This window comes from Vibrio pomeroyi (assembly GCA_041879425.1).
Classification (GTDB): Bacteria; Pseudomonadota; Gammaproteobacteria; order Enterobacterales; family Vibrionaceae; genus Vibrio; species Vibrio pomeroyi_A.
In genome coordinates this window covers 623,391-640,825 of sequence record CP090855.1, presented here as the reverse complement: position 1 = coordinate 640,825, position 17,435 = coordinate 623,391, and the positions used below count along the sequence as shown (strand labels likewise).

Here is a 17,435-nt window from a genome sequence, read left to right as displayed (position 1 = left end):
ATTTTCTTATTCAACTATTTTTTAATTTCGCTCTCGAAATAAATAAATTAATGACTAAGATCAACTTAATTGTGTTCATTTAGTGATTTTTTCAAAACAAAAGTTGAAAGATTCAAAAATTATTGAATAATGGGCTTAACTAAAATTGAAGTAAACACTTCATCCAATTCGTACTGAAACAGGATCCATATCCAATGTCTAATTCGTTTGTTCTGGTTATTAACTCGGGTAGTTCATCCCTAAAATTTGCTGTAATCGATTCTGTTTCTGGTGAAGCAGTATTAAGTGGCCTAGGGGAGTGTTTTGGTCTTGAAGATGCTCGCATGAGCTGGAAATTCCAAGGCGAGAAAACTGAAATTGCCATTCAAGGTGAAGATAACCACCACAAAATTGCCATTGGCAAATTGGTTGGCCTGATGGAAGACCTAGGCTTCACGGCTGATATCGTGGCTATCGGTCACCGTATCGTTCACGGCGGTGAGAAGTTCACTCAAACCGTTCGCATTACTGAAGAAGTGACGAACGAAATTGAAAGCCTGTCTGACCTAGCTCCACTTCATAACCCAGCAGGTGCTATCGGTATCCGTGCTGCAATTGAAGCTTTCCCTTCTCTACCTCAGTTCGCTGTATTTGATACTGCTTTCCACCAAACAATGCCACAGCGTGCATTCACAGGTGCAATCGCAAAAGAGCTATACACAGATTTCGGCGTACGTCGTTACGGTTTCCACGGTACTAGCCACTACTTCGTTAGTCGTGAAGCTGCGAAAATGGTTAACAAGCCAATCGAGAAGTCGAGCTTCATCTCTGTTCACCTAGGTAACGGCGCATCTGTATGTGCTATCAAAGATGGTAACAGTGTTGATACTTCTATGGGCTTCACACCGCTTTCTGGCCTAATGATGGGCACACGTTGTGGTGACCTAGACCCAGGCATCATCGAGTACCTACTTAAGAAAGGTTGGTCACAAGAGCAAGTCTTCAACTCTCTTAACAAGGAGTCTGGCTTCCTAGGTGTGTCTGGTCTAACGAGCGATGCTCGTGGCATTTTAGAAGCAATGGAAGAGGGCCATGAAGGCGCTAAACTGGCTTTTGAGGTGTTTACTTACCGTGTAGCTAAATACGTTGCTTCTTACCTAGCAACGCTAGATTCTTTAGACGGCATCATCTTCACAGGCGGCATCGGTGAGAACTCTCTACCAATTCGTCGTGAGATCTTAAACAACCTTAAGATTCTTGGTTTTGTTGAAGATGTAGCTGGCAACGAAGCCGCTCGCTTTGGCGCTGAAGGCATCATCGCGAAGTCTGAAATGCTAGACGCTGTAGCAATGGTTATCCCAACAAACGAAGAGTTCGTTATTGCTCAACAGTCGGTAGAGCTTCTGTAATTTAAGCTCAAGCCTAAGCAAGACAAATATTGAAAAGCGAGCCCAAGTGGCTCGCTTTTTTGTGTCTGTTGCAGTCAGTTGAAAGCTACTTAACTTCGTATCTCAGAAGCACCTCATTATCGAGAACAACGTTCGTCGACCAGATAAAGCTTGCTCCGGCACCACTGAATTTTTCAATAAAGTTCATGTACGCCTTTTTATTGTTTACGCCAATATCGTCTTCTGAGTAGACAGATGCTTGAGGCCATGAAGCTGAATCAAACTCTTGGTTCATCCAATTGCTTGGTGTTTCCCAGTGAGCGGCGTACGCATCTTGCCCGTGATCAGTACCTTCAGTAGTGCAACTTTCAGAAAGACGTTTTCCGTCTACTTCACTCAAGCAAGTTAAGTCGTAAATCGGTGCGGTATAGAATGTTTGAGCTTGCCAATCTGCGCTTGTAACGCTTCCATCACTAAAGCTCGCGATAAAACCACCATCACCCGCGTGATACGCTTTACCACGGTTGTCTTCTGTACCTAGGCCTAGGTTTTCTTCCCAATCAATCACCTTTACTGCAATAGTGTAGGGCTTGCTAACTTTGAACTTTACGAGATTTGAGTTAAAAGGCGTAAAAGGAACCGTATCGACGGCGACTAGCGTGCCATTGATATACAGTTCAAAATAATTATCGGCAAAAATATAGCCTGTCACTTCTTCGCCGTCAGGGTCAATTTCGACTACCGGAACCAAAGTTTGGTCAACATCCGCTAGGCTGCTTGGTGTGGTGTTTGAGCGCTCTTCATAAAGATCAAAGGCTTTTGGTCCATCCGCAAAGTTGTTGTCGGCAGGAACCGTCCAAACCTTTCCGTCAGAGTCTGTAATTTCCCCAACACCGGCGACTCGGCTGCGACCGTTTTCACATTCAAATAGATTCGACTCAACGGTAGTGGCTCTGCCTTGAGTAATGCTTGCTGAGCCTTGGTAATCGTTGATGTTGCTGACAGACGGTGTGTCTGATGATGGTGAGCACCCTGCCACGAGTAATGCGATAGATGAAATGGCAAGAGCCTGATGTTTTATGTTGATCATTGATAGAGATCCAATGTGGAATGATGCAAATAAGCGTGGTTCAAAATAAGCCAAGTGCAAGTAAGTTAAGCCAAATGCAATTAAACCAAGCAGAAGCTAGATCACCTGCTGGGCTACCATGCCTGTTCCTGAATGGGACTTATAATAACGGCAAGAATGTAAACAAGCGTAAAGCTGAGTAATGAACGGTAAAACAGCGTTTGCTTGGATAATGGCTCTAGCTTAAGCCGTGTTCGTAAAAATAACTCTCACGAATCAGTCTCTGGTTGTGATTGAGATAGTATTTTGCTACAAAACGCGCATAATCTCGCTATACAACATTTAAAGAAGAAATTACCTATGACTACCTTTCAATACTACTTTCACCAACTGCCTTGCTTCGACTGTAAAAAGACATCTGTAAGTACTGATCTTGGTTGGTTAACGCCTGCGATGAAAGATGCTGCTGTAGCACAAGTAACTGCGACGCTTGCACAAGGTGAGGTTACGCCAGATCTTTCAGCAGACGTGGTTTGTACGAAAGAAGAAGCTCGCGAATACTTGCTGCTGAACTTCTTTGGTTATTCAGAAGAAGAGCTAGAAAGCGGCATCGAAGCGGATGATGAGAAAGAAGTCGCTGATGAAATCGCAGAACTACTAGAAGAAGGTAAAGACACGATCACCTTCGAACATGAAATTGCGCTTCAGTGCTGTGCTGACTGTGATGTTGAAGACGAGTCAAACTAAGCACTCGTATTAGACGATACATCCATCAATAGGGTGTAATTTTCAAATGATTAAAGGCGTTAGTGGATTAAAGTTCACTAACGCCTTTTTTATCTTTAGGTCGTTAAGACTTTTGAATTTCTATAATGCCTTGCTCGCTCAGTTGAGAAAGGATCTCTGCGGTTTTCTCGCGGAACAGATCTCTTAATAGGCGAACGGTCGGAGTGATGGATTGACGGCTTGGGCACACTAACCAAAGCTCTGTCGGTGTCGGCTCATAGTTAGGCATGATTTCAACCACTTCGCCGGCAAGCAGATGACTCGACATATCTAAACAAGACTTTATTGCCACGCCTTTCCCAGCAACACACCAGCGCCTAACAAGGTCTGCATCATTCGAGGCGCGATTCCCTTTTAGCTTCACTTTATGATCTTGCTTGCCATCATTAAACACCCATTCATCTTGCAACATATCATGCAGCTGATACAGCAGACCATTGTGATCAGCTAGGTCGCTTGGCTGGTTTGGTGTTCCCATCTCGGCCAAGTATTCAGGCGCTGCACACAATATTCTTGGCACATTGCAGATCTTAAAGCCGTACATGTTGGCATCATTCGGAGAACCATAACGCAAAGCCATGTCTACAGAATCACGGTAAAAATCGATGTTGCTGTCACTGATGCTGGTGCGAAGTGTTGCCTTTGGGTATTCAAGCAGAAATTCATCAAGCCAAGGAGTAATGAGGTTACGTCCTAAATCCGAAGAAAGCGCGATGCGGATTTCTCCATCCAAGATACCAAGCTCTTCACGCATGTTGAGTTTGGCTTGCTCTAACATCTTCAAGGCTTGCTCACACTCAGGTAAATAGCGCTCGCCTGCAGAGGAAAGCCGTAAATGACGAGTGGTTCTTACAAACAGTTCAGCACCCAGTGCGCCTTCAACACGTTTGACGGCAGCACTCGCAGTTGCGGTGCGCATGTCTAGGTTGATGGCTGCTGCGGTGATGCTGCGAAACTCCGCTACTTTTAAAATGACCTGCAAGTCTTCAAGAAGCATATTATCTACCTGTGTTTGATAATGTTCTAAACATTGTATTGAAATATTTTCTAATCACAAAGCGGGTTGATCCTAATTCATCTCTTTTAAGCTAGCTTTATACGCTAGATTAACAAAAATAATTTGAGAATTATTCAAATGTTAGGCTGTTTTTCGCTGATTTTTAGCCATGTACTATCTCTATCAAGCCAAACAAAAGGGGATAACAATATGACTAAGAAAATCACAATTGGCGTAACAGATTTGTCATTTCACCGCACCACTGCATCATTGGTTTCCAATGTATTAACCGCAATGGGCTTCGAGGTCGAGCGTGTCTTTTCTCCTCATCAAGAAAATTTTGAAAAGCTCAAAGCGGGTGAAGTCGACATGCTCTCTTCGGCTTGGTTGCCATCAAGCCACGGTATCTATAAAGCGGGCGTTGAGGAAGTTGAGCCACTTATCGAGCTTGGCCTTCACTATGAACCTTATGCTTTGTGGGGCGTGCCTGATTATGTTCCTGAAGAAGCCGTTTCTGAGGTCGCTGATCTATTAAAACCTGAAGTTATCGAGAAAATGAACTCTACCATTCAGGGTATCAACCCCGGTGCAGGTATCACACGCTTCTCTATTCAGATGATAAAAGAGTATGGCCTGAGCGATGTGGGTTACGAGTTTTTTCCTGGTAGTGAAGACGATTGTTTTAGTGCCTTTGAAAGCGCCGTAGCGAACAAAGAATGGGTTGTTGTACCGCTTTGGAAACCTCAATTCTTGCACTATCGCTATGACATTCGAGAGCTCAAAGAGCCAAAAGGCTTACTCGGTATTGTGGATAGAGCAGTACTTCTTTTAAGAGACGACAAGAAGCACTTGTTTAGTGAACAGCAGATCAAGACGTTAGATTCACTGCGATTCTCGAACGATATTATCGCAGAGCTCGATTATAAAGTTTGCCGTGAAGGTAAGCCGCAAGACGAAGTAACGAGTGATTGGTTGATTGAGCAAGGTGTAATTTAACCTCTATGTCTCTATGTCTCTATGTCTCTATGCAGCAGCTAACAAAGTTACTTGTTCGTGTTGCTCAATCAGTGGCAACACGATTATCAAAAAATAATTGAATATGATTCAAACATTAGGCGGTTTATCTAAATTGAGAGTCAACTAAGATTAACTTGTCTAATTCAAGGAGAAAGCACAATGTCAGTACCATCGAAAATGAAAGCTATCGGATTTACTCAGTCACTTGCGATTGCAGAGCAAGACAGCTTAGTTGAGTTTGAAACAAACCTTCCAGAACTAAAAGAACATGATCTGCTTGTAAAAGTGAGCGCGACGTCTATCAACCCAGCAGACGCTAAAATTAGAATTCGCAGTGCTCAAGATAAAACACTTGAACAACCAAAAGTCCTTGGTTATGACGCGGTTGGTGAAGTTGTCGGTAAAGGTACAGACGTTGAAGGCTTTGAACTAGGCGACCGTGTCTACTATGCAGGTGACGTAACTCGTATGGGTGCTAATGCAGAATACCAAGCCGTTGACTACCGTATTACGGCGAAAGCACCAAAGAGCCTTTCTGATGAAGCTGCTGCAGTTATGCCGCTGGCAACACTTACTGCGTGGGAAGCGTTGTTTGATCGCCTACGTGTGCGTCCAGAAGAGAAAAAATCGATTCTGATCATTGGTGGTGCTGGTGGTGTCGGTTCAATCACGATTCAATTGGCGAGCCAACTGACGAACCTGACTGTGATAGCGACGGCTTCAAGACCTGAAACTGAACAGTGGGTAAGGGATATGGGAGCCGACCATGTGGTGAATCACCGTAACTTGGTTGAGTCTGTGCGCGAACAAGGCATTCAGCATGTCGACTACATCTTCAATGTCGCTGATACCAAAGGGCACTGGGAATCGATGGTCGAGCTTATTGCGCCACAAGGTATGATCAGTTCTATTGTTGAGTTCGATGGCGGAATTGATCTGTCGGCGCTTCAAGGTAAGTCTGCAGGTTTTGTGTGGGAGCTGATGTTCACACGTTCACTGTTCAACACAGACGATATTCAGAAACAACAAGATATCCTGTTCCAAGCAGCGAACCTGATTGATGCTGGCCGTATTAAGTCGACACTTACCACCACATTAAATGGCTTTAGTGTTGAGACACTGAAAGATGCGCATCAACGTATTGAAAGCAGCGCGTCGATTGGTAAAACAGCCATCAAATACTAAGTACTGATGCTTTAAAGTATTGACGGTTTGAAGCGTTTATCTTTTGAACGCTTGAATAGAAAGCCCCTGATATCTATCGCGAATCGGTAAGATATCAGGGGCTTTTGTTCGTGTTTATTCCACCAAAGCTTTACTCAGTTTCTTGAAGCGTTTTGAATTGAATCTGAAGGAGATTTAACTCGAAGGGCAGGGGTTGTTTATCTGCAATCAAAAAGCCTATCTGCTTGATGTCTTGGGCTTTGAGTTCTGGTACTCCGCTGAGTAATCGACCTCTGAACACGGCTTGAAAGTCCGTTAGTTGGAAGGCTTTCTTAATTTGCTCGCCTTTGATGGTCTCAAAGTTGTGTTTGTAGTTGGTTCGATAACCGTCTTTCCATGTGGTGAACCTTAACTGGTAAGTACGACCATCACCTACAAACGTCAGTTCTACGTTGTCTACTTTAGAGCTTAGTGATTCAACAGAGCGGTTGATTGAGCTAAAGCCACCATTATTCTCTAACGACAACTCGCCTTTAAACTGACTCATACCACCGTCATAAATAAGCCTACCTGTTGAGACCCCACCCATTACGTTGTCGTTGGTCGCTGTCCAATTCTTATGTTCGTTCGCTTGTGTGAAATCAATCATCTCTGTTCCTGCTGTTGACGCTTTAGACCATACAAAAGAAAGGCTGAGCATCAGCCATAAAGGAGCTGTTCGCATATGTAATGAAGATGCCTTAAAAGCAGATTCGTTCATGATGTTCTCCGATAACCGTTAGTAGTGATGAGTCTGTTCGCGTTTTATGGAGAAGGTTCAGTGGCGAGCATACCTAAACAATGCTCGATGAATTCAGAATAGTTTGCAGCGTTGTCGTACTCAATTTTCAACGAGCCATGGAACATCAACGTCACAGTGACGTCTTTATAGCTTAGCCAACAGGTGTAACCATCGTAATCATGCCAAGCCGTCATTTCGCCAACCTGATATTTATTGTCCCGTTGCTCACCGGAAGAGCGAATAAACTCAAACACTCTGAGAAACTCAATAATGGTGATTCTGTTTTCCATGTGTTGCTCCCGCTGCGCCATCTTTGAGAATAGGCTGCTCTTTGGTGTTTAGACTAACTACGTCTTTCATATCCTTACGGCTTACCTCTGTGCCCCGATCACTGAAAGGGACTTATCTTCGCGATAAACCGCTGTTTTGTAATATTTTCATCGTCATTCCATACATCCGATCAATCCTGAACAAAACGGACGTAACAAACTCGAATAACGATATTAACCCTCAAGATAAAGACGAGCCTAATTTGCGTTTATGGTGGTTAATTGAGATTAGAGTCGATAGGATAAATAGCATCGGAGCCGGGTTATTGGCTGAAATGGAATCTACAGAAAGTGCGTGTCAACATGATAGAAAAACTGAAAAAGGAATGGTTTCTGGTAGGGATGGTGGTGGCTATGGTCGTTGCTGTTTTTACGCCAGATTGGGGAAAATCGGGTGGGGTACTTCATCTCGATACGGTGACTGTTCTTGGCATCGCACTGGTGTTTTTCTTACACGGTTTGGGTTTGTCTCCCAAAGCCATTCTTGAGGGGCTTTCGAATTGGAAGCTGCATGTTTTTGTACAAAGCGCGACCTTCTTAGTTTACCCGCTGCTTTGGGTGATATTCGGGCAAGGCTTTGTCGCTTATATGCCTGCAGCTCTGGCCTTTGGTTTCTGTTACCTCTTCGTTTTGCCGAGTACCATTTCGTCTTCGGTCGCGATGACGGTGATCGGCAAAGGAAACCTACCGGGTGCGATATTCAATGCATCACTTTCTAGTATTTTAGGCGTGTTCATTACGCCTCTTCTGATTCAGCTCTTTATGGGATTGGAAGGTGCAGAGCTAAACTTGATGGAGTCGGTGATCTCGATATCTAAAATGTTATTGCTGCCAATGATCGTTGGCCAGTTGATGCGTCCATTGCTTTTTGAATGGACTCAGAAACACAAGTCAGTGGTCAACAAATTAGATAAATACGTGATACTGCTGATTGTTTACAGTGCTTTCTGTGATTCCACTGAGCATGGTATTTGGAGTGACTTTTCACCAATGCTGTTGTTGGTGTCAGCGGTGATTTGTTTAGTGGTATTGATGGTGATGGTACACGGCATTCAATGGAGTGCCCGTAAGGTTGGATTCAATCATCAAGATGAAGTGGCGGCTGTGTTCTGCGGTACCAAGAAGACCTTAGCGGCTGGTATTCCTATGGCTAAGGTAATCTTTGCTCACAACCCTAATCTAGGGATGATATTACTGCCAATCATGCTTTATCACCCGATTCAGATCTTTTACTGTGCGGTGCTAGCCAACCGTTACGCCATGGTTGATACACAATCGAGTTAAACTTGTTTGTTGTTACAAGTACAACAGAAAAACGCCTTTCACTTCGCTGTGAAAGGCGTTTGTATTTGAATCTACTTCACTTTAATTAGCGTACTTGAATCGGTATGAGAAAAAGCGTTGTCGTAGATCTCTAAGCCCGTTGTTTGAGAGTAAGTCAGCGTGTCGTCTGAAATACTGATGTTCATTGTGAAGCCCGTAGTGGTTGCGTTGTCTGTCATGTATTCAGACTCAGCGATACCACGCTTAGACGCGACTAGCGTCATTGTGTCACCAGCAGGGCCTTCCGCGGTGACACATGTGGTGCGTGGCACACAGTAAGAGTTGTACACGACCTGATTTTCTTGGTCGTAGATGAAGTAGCCACGTTGATCGTGGAATTTAGAATCGTCGGCCTTTCTGAATACTTCCTGTTTGTAGTACAGAGCAACAAGGTATTGGTCGCTGGCATTGGTTGCGTCTGCGGCAACCTCGAACGTCATCACTTCATAAAACGGTGTGACCGCAGGGCCACCCGCACCCACTTCGGTGCCTTCTTGACCTGGGGATACATCAACGCCGCCAGTTTCGACTGATTTCCATGTGCCGACTAGCTTTGCCAATGGACCGAAATCCATTCCGTTGATTGTATTGTGGTCGGCTACTGCTGGAACCGAGATTACTGCTGCAATACTAAGTGCTAATAATTTTTTCACTGTAACTTCCTTTTTTGTAATTATCTGACCTTATTAACAGTAAGGTTATTGTGAAACCAGTTTATTAACCCAGATCAGTGTTCTTGGTTAATATGAAAGCGATTTGTAACTTGATGTATCAGTCAATAAGAGAATATTAACGTGATTAAATATTGAGCGGAGATCCGTAATTTGTTCATCGAGGTTTAATTCAAAATTGCATTAATCTGAGCCTTAGTAATTTTGCTATTACACATTTCAAATTCTCATGTATGATGTGCGCCCATAATTGTATGACAAATGTGTAATCTTCCTTCTGTATGAATAAAGCTGTTAACCACGCCATTTTGCTTTTGGTGTTCGCAAACCTACTTGCGTCCTTTTCAGATGTATCGTTGAAGATACTGAATGGCGAAGTCCCTACGTTCCAGTATGTGTTTATCCGTCAGCTATTGAGCGTGATCTTGTTGCTTCCATTTTGGTTAAAGTTACCGAGAGAGACGCGTATGCAAGGCGGTTGCCGAATCAACTTCTTAAGGGCTCAATTTATCTTGGTGGGGAGTGGCTGCGCGATGATCGCCATTACACACCTTACTTTGGCGACAGCAAACGCGATGTTCTATGTTGGGCCAATCCTTATGCTGCCTTTGTCGATAGTGCTGTTAAAAGAAAAGCCGACATCTTCAAAAGTGATCGCGACCTTGATAGGTTTTGTGGGCGTGTTGATCGTATTACGTCCTGAGCAATTCCATTGGGCGGCGATTGCTGGGTTAGGCAGTGCGCTTGCGATGGGCGTGGGTAATATCTTGATCAAACGCCTGAACGCAGAGCAACACATCATCTCCACTCTGTTCTGGACCAGCATTATGACTCTGCCACTCGCGCTGATATTCGCACTGCCAACTTGGTCTGTGATCGAATGGCGTCATGTGGGCTGGATTATGGCAATAAATTTGTTCGTACTTGGATACCATGCGCTTGTGGTGGTGGCTTACAAAAAAGCACCGGCTAACCAAATTGCGCTCGCAGAGTATTCCGGGTTGGTGTTTGTGACACTGTTTGGGGTTATGTGGTTCGATGAGATTCCAGATATTCTGACGCTGGTGGGTATTAGTCTCATCGTTATTCCAATGATGCCGATTAAATGGAAGAAGGCTTTCAAGTGGAGGTACCGAGCCGCTTTAGAAGTTGAGGTTACTCCGCCTAAACCATAGCGGCTTGTCTCTCAACTATTCTAGATTCTAAATAAACGACACCAGGGAAGGTCGTCTAAACTTAAGGTTTGTATCGCTTCCAAATACGATAATTTGGGCTCTAAGAACGTTCTCGAAATAAATGCAAATTAGTGCTTTACCTCAACTTAACTTGAGGTATTAGGATATGCAACGTTGCTTACGAGAATACTTTAAGGAGAGAAGAATGATCCAACTTGAACATGTGAATTTAGTCGTTAAGGACATCCCAGAAATGCTGACTTTCTACAAAGCGGCGTTTCCACACTGGTACGTTCGTGATGAAGGAAAAGGCGAATGGTCAGGTAAGCCACGTAACTGGCTGCATTTTGGCGACGAGTATCAATACATTGCCTTGAGTGATCACGGAGAGGGCGAAAATAGAGATTTGGCAGGGCATTCGGTTGGTCTCGCACACTTTGCTTATGTGACCAATAATATCGAAAGCGTTACCCAACGTCTTATCGATGCGGGCTTCCCGATTGCTAAGCCCGGCGCAGAAGAACCTTACCGCAAAAATGTCTACTTTGTAGATCCGGCAGGCTTTGAAATAGAGTTTGTTGAATACCTAAGTGATGACCCCAAGCTGCGTAATGCTACAAGCTAATAGTGTCTCTGGGTAGAAAGTAACAAAAAGGGCATTGTGGAATATTCCGTAATGCCCTTTTTAGATTCTATTTATTAGCTGATATTGAGTGGGTTACTTATTTAGCCTTGAACGGCACCAATAACTGTTTACCAAACACGTTAATGAGTGCGCCCGTGACAATCAGGCCGCCACCTAGATAAGTCCAAACTGACGGAATCTCATTAAAGATCCACACGCCTAATAGTGCTGAGAAGACAATCTGAACGTAAGAGTAAGCCGAAGCTTTGCCCGCTGCTTGGGTCTGCATTGCCTTGGTCAAACCGTATTGGCCGATTTGCGTGAAAATACCGACGAGCACGAGCATCACGGTTAGGAAAAGGCTTGGCCACACAAAGTCGTTCCAGATAAGAGCTGTTGAGATCGGTAGGGCAACCAGTGGGAAGTAGAAGATGATGACAGAGCTGTCTTCCGTTTGGCTCAGCTTTCTCACAATCACATAAGCGATTGAGCTACCAAACGCGCCACATAACGCCACCATAATGCTGAATAACGGCAGTTCGCTGCTCGCGCCGCTGTTCATACTTGGTTGTACCATTACTAATAGTCCCGCAAGGCAGAATGCAATGCAGATCATGGTCGACTTTTGGACGCGCTCTTTTAGGAACAACACACCGAGCAATGCGGTAAATACGGGATGTACGTATTGTAGAATGGTCGCCTCTGCTAACGGTAGTGTGGTCACAGCGTAGTAAACACACATCAGTGCAGCGGTGCCGACTGCGCCTCGAACGAACAATAGAGGTTTGTTATTACCCCAGATAGAAATGCCTTTTCGTTTTACGTCGATGTAGCTGATGATCAATGACACCAACGCCCTTGCCGCAACAATTTCAAATACAGGTATGCCGTAGTTGCTGATGTATTTCACACAAGCTGACATCAGTGCGAATCCAAAAGCAGAAAGGATCATGAATCGAACCCCAACAGGGATCATTGAAAAAGAGAAAGAAGGCATAAAAATATCAATCGGTTGAGGGAGAAGGAATGATAGCTTAGTTTAAGAGAGGCGACCAAAGTCTTTGTCCTGTTCTCGTCAACTTGATTCAATTAATTCTCATTTCCACTCTTTACGTATACGAGAACAACACCGCAAAACGCACATCACATTTTCTCCACATAATATCGGCTATAGCTCAATTTTATAAAATCAACATCAACAGAAGGTGACGCTAATTCAACTCTGATTTATCGGTCGTTTTAATTGTCTTTATCGCTCATATCATTCTTGTGAATTTATAATGAGAGATATGTTCTATGAAACCAATAAATACCCTACTCATATCCACGCTCGCGCTTTGCTCTTTTAGTTCAGCTACTTACGCTGACACCATTTTGCATGCTTTCAACTGGAAGTATTCAGACGTGACAGCCAATGCCAACCAAATAGCCGAAGCGGGCTATAAGAAAGTGTTGGTTGCTCCGGCAATGAAATCCAGCGGCAGCCAATGGTGGGCGCGTTACCAGCCACAAGATCTGCGTACCATTGATTCTCCGTTGGGGAACAAACAAGATTTAGTCGCAATGATCAGCGCACTCAAAGGTGTGGGTGTTGATGTTTACGCGGATGTTGTACTCAACCACATGGCGAATGAAAGCTGGAAGCGAAGTGACTTGGATTACCCGGGCACAGAAGTGCTAAATGACTATGCCAGCCGTTCAAGCTACTATGCCGACCAGACTTTGTTTGGCAACTTAGCGCAAGGTTTTGTCTCGGCTAACGATTTCCATGCCGCAGGCTGTATTACTGACTGGAACGATCCGGGTCATGTTCAATATTGGCGTTTGTGTGGTGCCGACGGCGATGTAGGTTTGCCTGATCTAGACCCAAATAACTGGGTAGTGTCACAGCAACGCTTATATCTAAAAGCGCTAAAAGACATGGGTATCAAAGGTTTCCGTATTGATGCGGTGAAACACATGAGCCAGTACCAAATTGATCAAGTATTTACGCCTGAGATCACTGCGAACATGCATGTGTTTGGTGAAGTGATCACCAGTGGCGGGGTAGGGAACAGTGGCTATGAGTCGTTCTTAGCGCCTTATTTGAATAACACTAATCACTCTGCGTACGACTTCCCCCTATTTGCTTCGATTCGATCGGCGTTCTCTATGGGAGGTGGTTTAAACCAACTGCATGACCCACAAGCCTACGGCCAAGCATTGGATGATAGCCGAGCAATTACCTTTACCATCACGCACGATATCCCAACCAATGACGGCTTCCGTTATCAGATCATGGATCCACAAGATGAGCAGCTTGCTTACGCGTATATCCTTGGTAAAGACGGTGGTACGCCGCTGATCTACAGTGATGATCTTCCTGATTCTGAAGATAAGGATAACGGGCGTTGGGGCAATGTCTGGAACAGTTCGACAATGAAAAACATGTTGAGTTTCCATAACGCGATGCAAGGCAAAACAATGACGATGATTTCGAGCGATCAGTGCACTTTGTTGTTCAAGCGTGGCAAAGAAGGTGTAGTGGGTATTAACAAGTGTGGCGAAACGCGTGGCGTGACGGTTGATACCTACCAACATGAGTTTAATTGGCATGTTCAATACAAAGACGTGTTAAGCAGCGCGACAGAAACGGTTTCTTCTCGTTATCACACTTTCAACTTACCACCACGCAGCGCGCGCATGTTTAAGCTGTAATTACTGTCGAGTTAAGCCACTTAGCCAATTAAACGAAGAACGATGACTTCATTAATATAAGCCGCAGCACATGTTGCGGCTTCTTCATTTGGCGTAAGCTTGTGTTTAGTGCTGGTCTTCAATAACACCAGACCAATGATTTTGCTGGGATAGCGCTTTCAACAATTCGATCTCTTTCGCTGTCTCTATTTTAAGCCAATCAATCAAACCACTGATCACAGGCGAGTGAGTGCGCTGGTGGATGAAATAGGTCCAAGCACTGTTCTGGATCTTGGCATTCTCTGGGCAATACAAGAAACCACGTTGCAGATCCTGCAAAACCAAAAGCAGATCTGTCACCGTGACGCCTTCACCAGATAAGCACGCACTGAGCGCCATATCTAAAGACAAGAAGCTGGTGTTTCTGACGGGCTTTTTCGGTGGCGATTCGACATCAGCTAGCCATACCTTCCAGTCATGGTGATCTAAGGTCGGGTGCAGCCGTGGCATAGTTAAGATCGAATCGAGGTCGGTATCTTTTTTAGTCAAACCAGCAGCATTCGTTAAGCTCGTGGAGCAGACAGGAGCCATAAACTCTTCACGCAAGAAAGTGATGTCAGGAGCATTGTCATAGCGTTTTTTGAATCGAGTGTGGAAGATCAACAAGTCGTATTCGCTGCTGTTGATTGCTTCATCTTCTTCGATTACAGGAACGATCACGATCTCGTAATCTGGGTAACGCTCGTTTAATTCACGAACCTTAGAGATCAACACGCGCGTAGCGAAACTCAGGGTTGCTTTGATCACTATGCGTTTCTGTTTCGGCTCACTCCAAGAGGCGATAACCGATTCGATATTGCCGTAGCTTTCACGCAAAGCGACATACAAATCATGACCTTGTACCGTTAATTCAATCGCTCGATGCTTACGAATGATCAAAGATGCGTTCAGCTCATCTTCAAGCTGTTTGATCTGACGGCTGATCGCACTCTGTGTCACGTTCAGCTCATCGGCAGCCAACGTAAAGCTCATCAGCCTTGCAGCCGCTTCGAAGGCTTTTAAGCCATTATGGGAGGATGGCAAGCTAGGATATGGGGTCATAATTCGTTCGCATGAGTTTTTAGAATGTTAGAGTCGCAAATTTATCAATTGAACGCCAGCCCTATCGATCGTAATTTGGGCGAAATTAACTGAGGCGCTCATGAAAAAAATACTTACTCTTGCATTCCCTTTGATCATTTCACAGCTGATATCCATGGCTTTAGTCCTTACTGATGTTTGGATGATGTCGCGAATCAGCGTGTCAGCCCTTGCGGCTGGTGGCTTAGGTGCCTCTATTTACTTCTTCATCTTTATTATTGCGAGCAGCACTGTCGGTTGTGTCGCAAACTTAATCGCTATTGCTTATGGTCAGCGTGTCGCACGCCCAGAGTTCGGTAATACACAAATTAGATTGGCCGTGAAAGGTGCAACCATGCTGGCGTTCGTGCTCAGCGTGACCTTAATGGCGAGTTTCTGGTTTGCGCCACTTGTATTGGAAGCAGCTAAACAACCTCAAGAAGTGATCACCTTAGCGATGGAATATGTACACGCTCTAAAATGGGTGATGTTGCCTTCGCTTATCTTATTGGTGCTGCGTGGCTTAACCAGTGCATTTGGTAATGTGCGTTCTATTCTGGTGATGTCGATTATCACAGTGATTTTGAATGTACCAGTGAGCTACTTCCTCACGTTCCAGTTAGATATGGGGTTAACAGGCTTAGGTTTAGGTACGGCTATCGCGGCATTTATCGTGATGGTTGGATACACGGTTTGGGTGTTCAAGCGTGACGAATTCAAACAGTTCGCCCCTTGGCTCAATACCGAAGAGTACTCCATTAAGCTGATGAGTCCGTTGTTGTTGATGGGGCTACCTATCGGCTTGGCGGCGTTACTTGAGCACGGTTTGATTTATGGTGGCACTCTGATGGCAGGGACGATCAGTATTGCCTCTCTGGCGCTGCACCAAATCTTGCTGCAATGCCTAAGTTTTACATGGAATTTCAACTTCGGTTTCTCGCAAGCTGCCGCAATTTTGGTTGGCCGTGATTATGGCGCAGGCAACTACGAAGGCATCAAAAGAACCTCGATTCAAAGCTTTATATTGGTGTCGGTGTTGAGTGTTGCCTTGTCTGCTGTATTCATCCTATGGCCTGAAATGATCGCTTCTATCTTCAAGCTAGACGACGGCACTGGCGCAATGACATCGCTATTGGCTTCAGTGATCTGGGTCGTCGCTCTGTGCTTTATTGTTGATGCCTGGCAACTACTGGCGATTAACCTGCTAAGAGGCATGAAGATTGTCTCTATGCCAACGGTGATGACAGCCATTGGTTACTGGATGTTTGGCCTGCCTGCTGCTTGGTACTTGATGCCAAAGTTCGAGCTTGCAGGGATTTGGGGGGGGATCGGAGTTGGTCTAGGTGTGACAGGGATTCTGTTGCTTATCCATTTGATGGTCGTGCTAAACAAGAGCAGCAAGACACCAGACTTAGATTGTTCAGCTTACTCTTAAGCTTGATTAAAACGCAAAAAAGCCACAGCAATGTCTGTGGCTTTTGTTTATCTAGGGCGTGTTGATCTTTCGTGGTTAAATTTTGTTCGAGATAAAAGCGTTTTAATCGCGGCGAGGGAGAAGTAGCCTAGTCATTCTAAGCAAATCTCCCTCAACAAAGAGTAAAACGCTTTTAGCCGAACCCTCTGGGCAGCGTTTGCTGGTCATTTCTACTGCGTTATCGGCTTCTCATGTAGGCTAGCTACACATCAAAGCCTCTGCCTTGTATAAATACCCAGCAACTCGCTGCAAAAATCAGCTCGAAAGATCAACACGCCCTAATAGATTCTTGGGGGAGTGAATCAATATCAGGATTAGGGGCAGCTAGTTTCTATCAGACGACTCTCTACCAAACTATTTTCCACCAGAGAGCGCTGACTTCATCATCGTCTTAAATTGCTCTTTCTGTTTTTCAGTTAATACGTTATAGATGTTGTTCTTAAGACGCATTTCTTGCATCACCATCGACTTCTCAGTGGCTTGAACTGTGTCGATGACCTTTTCCATCTCAGCTTCATCGAACTCAGGCTGAGTCACTAAGGCGATCTGCTTTTTCTTAAGTTCTATCGCACTATCCATATCGATTTCAGTTCTATCGGATTGATAGTCTTGCACAAGAGTGAACACTTCCGCTTGTTGTTCTTCAGTTAGATTCAAAGAAGCAATAACCATTTGCAGTGGGCTGAGGGCTGGCTGTGGCGGTTGTTGTGGTGATGACGCACTCACAAACGGAGCAGTAACGAGTAAAGCTGAAGCAGTTAATACACAAAGCGACTTTTTCAGTGATTTCATTGAGTTTCTCCTGTTAGTGGAAATAAGAGTATAGGTAAGCAAGCTGAACTCGATATGAACACGCTGTTCA

The 17,435-nt window shown here is 44.6% G+C and carries 17 protein-coding genes; 9 read left to right on the top strand and 8 right to left on the bottom strand.

The annotated features are described in order from the left end of the window. Nucleotides 1-194 precede the first annotated feature (194 nt). Entirely contained in the window at nucleotides 195-1,388 is a 1,194-nt protein-coding gene (locus tag L0992_18860) for an acetate/propionate family kinase (protein XGB70077.1), read from the top strand. 85 nt (nucleotides 1,389-1,473) lie between these two features. On the opposite strand, the gene L0992_18855 is transcribed toward L0992_18860, so the two are convergent. Continuing rightward, nucleotides 1,474-2,457 (bottom strand): hypothetical protein, encoded by a 984-nt coding sequence (locus L0992_18855; GenBank protein XGB70076.1) that lies wholly within the window; start codon nucleotides 2,455-2,457, stop codon nucleotides 1,474-1,476. A gap of 339 nt (nucleotides 2,458-2,796) precedes the next feature. On the opposite strand from L0992_18855, the gene L0992_18850 reads away from it, so the two are divergent. Next, nucleotides 2,797-3,183, top strand: coding sequence for a hypothetical protein (locus L0992_18850; protein ID XGB70075.1), 387 nt, complete (start codon nucleotides 2,797-2,799; stop codon nucleotides 3,181-3,183). A 103-nt stretch (nucleotides 3,184-3,286) separates the two neighbouring features. Here the strand turns inward: L0992_18850 and L0992_18845 are convergent, their stop codons facing one another. Then, entirely contained in the window at nucleotides 3,287-4,219 is a 933-nt protein-coding gene (locus L0992_18845) for a LysR family transcriptional regulator (protein ID XGB70074.1), read from the bottom strand. Nucleotides 4,220-4,429: 210 nt separating this feature from the next. On the opposite strand from L0992_18845, the gene L0992_18840 reads away from it, so the two are divergent. Next, a complete protein-coding gene (locus L0992_18840) occupies nucleotides 4,430-5,215 on the top strand; it encodes a glycine betaine ABC transporter substrate-binding protein (GenBank protein XGB70073.1) in 786 nt (261 codons plus the stop codon). Between the two features lie 180 nt (nucleotides 5,216-5,395). Continuing rightward, nucleotides 5,396-6,421: a zinc-binding alcohol dehydrogenase family protein gene (locus L0992_18835; protein XGB70072.1), complete on the top strand. Its 1,026-nt coding sequence runs from the start codon at nucleotides 5,396-5,398 to the stop codon at nucleotides 6,419-6,421. A gap of 130 nt (nucleotides 6,422-6,551) precedes the next feature. Here the strand turns inward: L0992_18835 and L0992_18830 are convergent, their stop codons facing one another. Further along, nucleotides 6,552-7,160, bottom strand: a complete 609-nt coding sequence (locus L0992_18830; protein XGB70071.1) for a CIA30 family protein — start codon at nucleotides 7,158-7,160, stop codon at nucleotides 6,552-6,554. 44 nt (nucleotides 7,161-7,204) lie between these two features. Beyond that, the gene (locus tag L0992_18825; protein XGB70070.1) at nucleotides 7,205-7,471 is read right to left on the bottom strand and encodes a DUF3081 domain-containing protein; all 267 of its coding nucleotides are present in this window, start codon (nucleotides 7,469-7,471) and stop codon (nucleotides 7,205-7,207) included. A gap of 381 nt (nucleotides 7,472-7,852) precedes the next feature. Between L0992_18825 and L0992_18820 the strand changes: the two genes are divergently transcribed. Beyond that, the gene (locus tag L0992_18820) at nucleotides 7,853-8,794 is read left to right on the top strand and encodes a bile acid:sodium symporter (GenBank protein ID XGB70384.1); all 942 of its coding nucleotides are present in this window, start codon (nucleotides 7,853-7,855) and stop codon (nucleotides 8,792-8,794) included. Between the two features lie 71 nt (nucleotides 8,795-8,865). Here the strand turns inward: L0992_18820 and L0992_18815 are convergent, their stop codons facing one another. Further along, nucleotides 8,866-9,486 (bottom strand): heme-binding beta-barrel domain-containing protein, encoded by a 621-nt coding sequence (locus tag L0992_18815; protein XGB70069.1) that lies wholly within the window; start codon nucleotides 9,484-9,486, stop codon nucleotides 8,866-8,868. A gap of 299 nt (nucleotides 9,487-9,785) precedes the next feature. Between L0992_18815 and L0992_18810 the strand changes: the two genes are divergently transcribed. Both L0992_18810 and L0992_18805 read left to right on the top strand, forming a co-directional pair. Continuing rightward, nucleotides 9,786-10,679 carry a DMT family transporter gene (locus L0992_18810; GenBank protein ID XGB70068.1) on the top strand — a complete coding sequence of 298 codons (894 nt, stop codon included), beginning with the start codon at nucleotides 9,786-9,788 and terminating at the stop codon, nucleotides 10,677-10,679. A 205-nt stretch (nucleotides 10,680-10,884) separates the two neighbouring features. Then, nucleotides 10,885-11,304, top strand: a complete 420-nt coding sequence (locus tag L0992_18805) for a VOC family protein (GenBank protein ID XGB70067.1) — start codon at nucleotides 10,885-10,887, stop codon at nucleotides 11,302-11,304. A gap of 97 nt (nucleotides 11,305-11,401) precedes the next feature. Here L0992_18805 and L0992_18800 read toward each other — a convergent pair whose 3' ends face one another. Next, nucleotides 11,402-12,301, bottom strand: coding sequence for a DMT family transporter (locus L0992_18800; GenBank protein XGB70066.1), 900 nt, complete (start codon nucleotides 12,299-12,301; stop codon nucleotides 11,402-11,404). 299 nt (nucleotides 12,302-12,600) lie between these two features. Between L0992_18800 and L0992_18795 the strand changes: the two genes are divergently transcribed. Then, a complete protein-coding gene (locus tag L0992_18795) occupies nucleotides 12,601-14,001 on the top strand; it encodes an alpha-amylase family protein (protein XGB70065.1) in 1,401 nt (466 codons plus the stop codon). Nucleotides 14,002-14,106: 105 nt separating this feature from the next. On the opposite strand, the gene L0992_18790 is transcribed toward L0992_18795, so the two are convergent. Continuing rightward, the gene (locus tag L0992_18790; protein XGB70064.1) at nucleotides 14,107-15,081 is read right to left on the bottom strand and encodes a LysR family transcriptional regulator; all 975 of its coding nucleotides are present in this window, start codon (nucleotides 15,079-15,081) and stop codon (nucleotides 14,107-14,109) included. Between the two features lie 100 nt (nucleotides 15,082-15,181). Between L0992_18790 and L0992_18785 the strand changes: the two genes are divergently transcribed. After that, nucleotides 15,182-16,534: an MATE family efflux transporter gene (locus L0992_18785; GenBank protein XGB70063.1), complete on the top strand. Its 1,353-nt coding sequence runs from the start codon at nucleotides 15,182-15,184 to the stop codon at nucleotides 16,532-16,534. A gap of 393 nt (nucleotides 16,535-16,927) precedes the next feature. Here L0992_18785 and L0992_18780 read toward each other — a convergent pair whose 3' ends face one another. Continuing rightward, nucleotides 16,928-17,365 (bottom strand): Spy/CpxP family protein refolding chaperone, encoded by a 438-nt coding sequence (locus L0992_18780; protein XGB70062.1) that lies wholly within the window; start codon nucleotides 17,363-17,365, stop codon nucleotides 16,928-16,930. Between the last annotated feature and the right edge of the window lie 70 nt (nucleotides 17,366-17,435).

Excerpts from the sequence above, each read along its gene's own strand:
- L0992_18860 (XGB70077.1), top strand. The coding sequence starts at position 195 with ATGTCTAATTCGTTTGTTCTGGTTATTAACTCGGGTAGTTCATCCCTA.
- L0992_18855 (XGB70076.1), bottom strand. The coding sequence starts at position 2,457 with ATGATCAACATAAAACATCAGGCTCTTGCCATTTCATCTATCGCATTA.
- L0992_18850 (XGB70075.1), top strand. The coding sequence starts at position 2,797 with ATGACTACCTTTCAATACTACTTTCACCAACTGCCTTGCTTCGACTGT.
- L0992_18845 (XGB70074.1), bottom strand. The coding sequence starts at position 4,219 with ATGCTTCTTGAAGACTTGCAGGTCATTTTAAAAGTAGCGGAGTTTCGC.
- L0992_18840 (XGB70073.1), top strand. The coding sequence starts at position 4,430 with ATGACTAAGAAAATCACAATTGGCGTAACAGATTTGTCATTTCACCGC.
- L0992_18835 (XGB70072.1), top strand. The coding sequence starts at position 5,396 with ATGTCAGTACCATCGAAAATGAAAGCTATCGGATTTACTCAGTCACTT.
- L0992_18830 (XGB70071.1), bottom strand. The coding sequence starts at position 7,160 with ATGAACGAATCTGCTTTTAAGGCATCTTCATTACATATGCGAACAGCT.
- L0992_18825 (XGB70070.1), bottom strand. The coding sequence starts at position 7,471 with ATGGAAAACAGAATCACCATTATTGAGTTTCTCAGAGTGTTTGAGTTT.
- L0992_18820 (XGB70384.1), top strand. The coding sequence starts at position 7,853 with ATGGTGGTGGCTATGGTCGTTGCTGTTTTTACGCCAGATTGGGGAAAA.
- L0992_18810 (XGB70068.1), top strand. The coding sequence starts at position 9,786 with ATGAATAAAGCTGTTAACCACGCCATTTTGCTTTTGGTGTTCGCAAAC.
- L0992_18805 (XGB70067.1), top strand. The coding sequence starts at position 10,885 with ATGATCCAACTTGAACATGTGAATTTAGTCGTTAAGGACATCCCAGAA.
- L0992_18800 (XGB70066.1), bottom strand. The coding sequence starts at position 12,301 with ATGCCTTCTTTCTCTTTTTCAATGATCCCTGTTGGGGTTCGATTCATG.
- L0992_18795 (XGB70065.1), top strand. The coding sequence starts at position 12,601 with ATGAAACCAATAAATACCCTACTCATATCCACGCTCGCGCTTTGCTCT.
- L0992_18790 (XGB70064.1), bottom strand. The coding sequence starts at position 15,081 with ATGACCCCATATCCTAGCTTGCCATCCTCCCATAATGGCTTAAAAGCC.
- L0992_18785 (XGB70063.1), top strand. The coding sequence starts at position 15,182 with ATGAAAAAAATACTTACTCTTGCATTCCCTTTGATCATTTCACAGCTG.
- L0992_18780 (XGB70062.1), bottom strand. The coding sequence starts at position 17,365 with ATGAAATCACTGAAAAAGTCGCTTTGTGTATTAACTGCTTCAGCTTTA.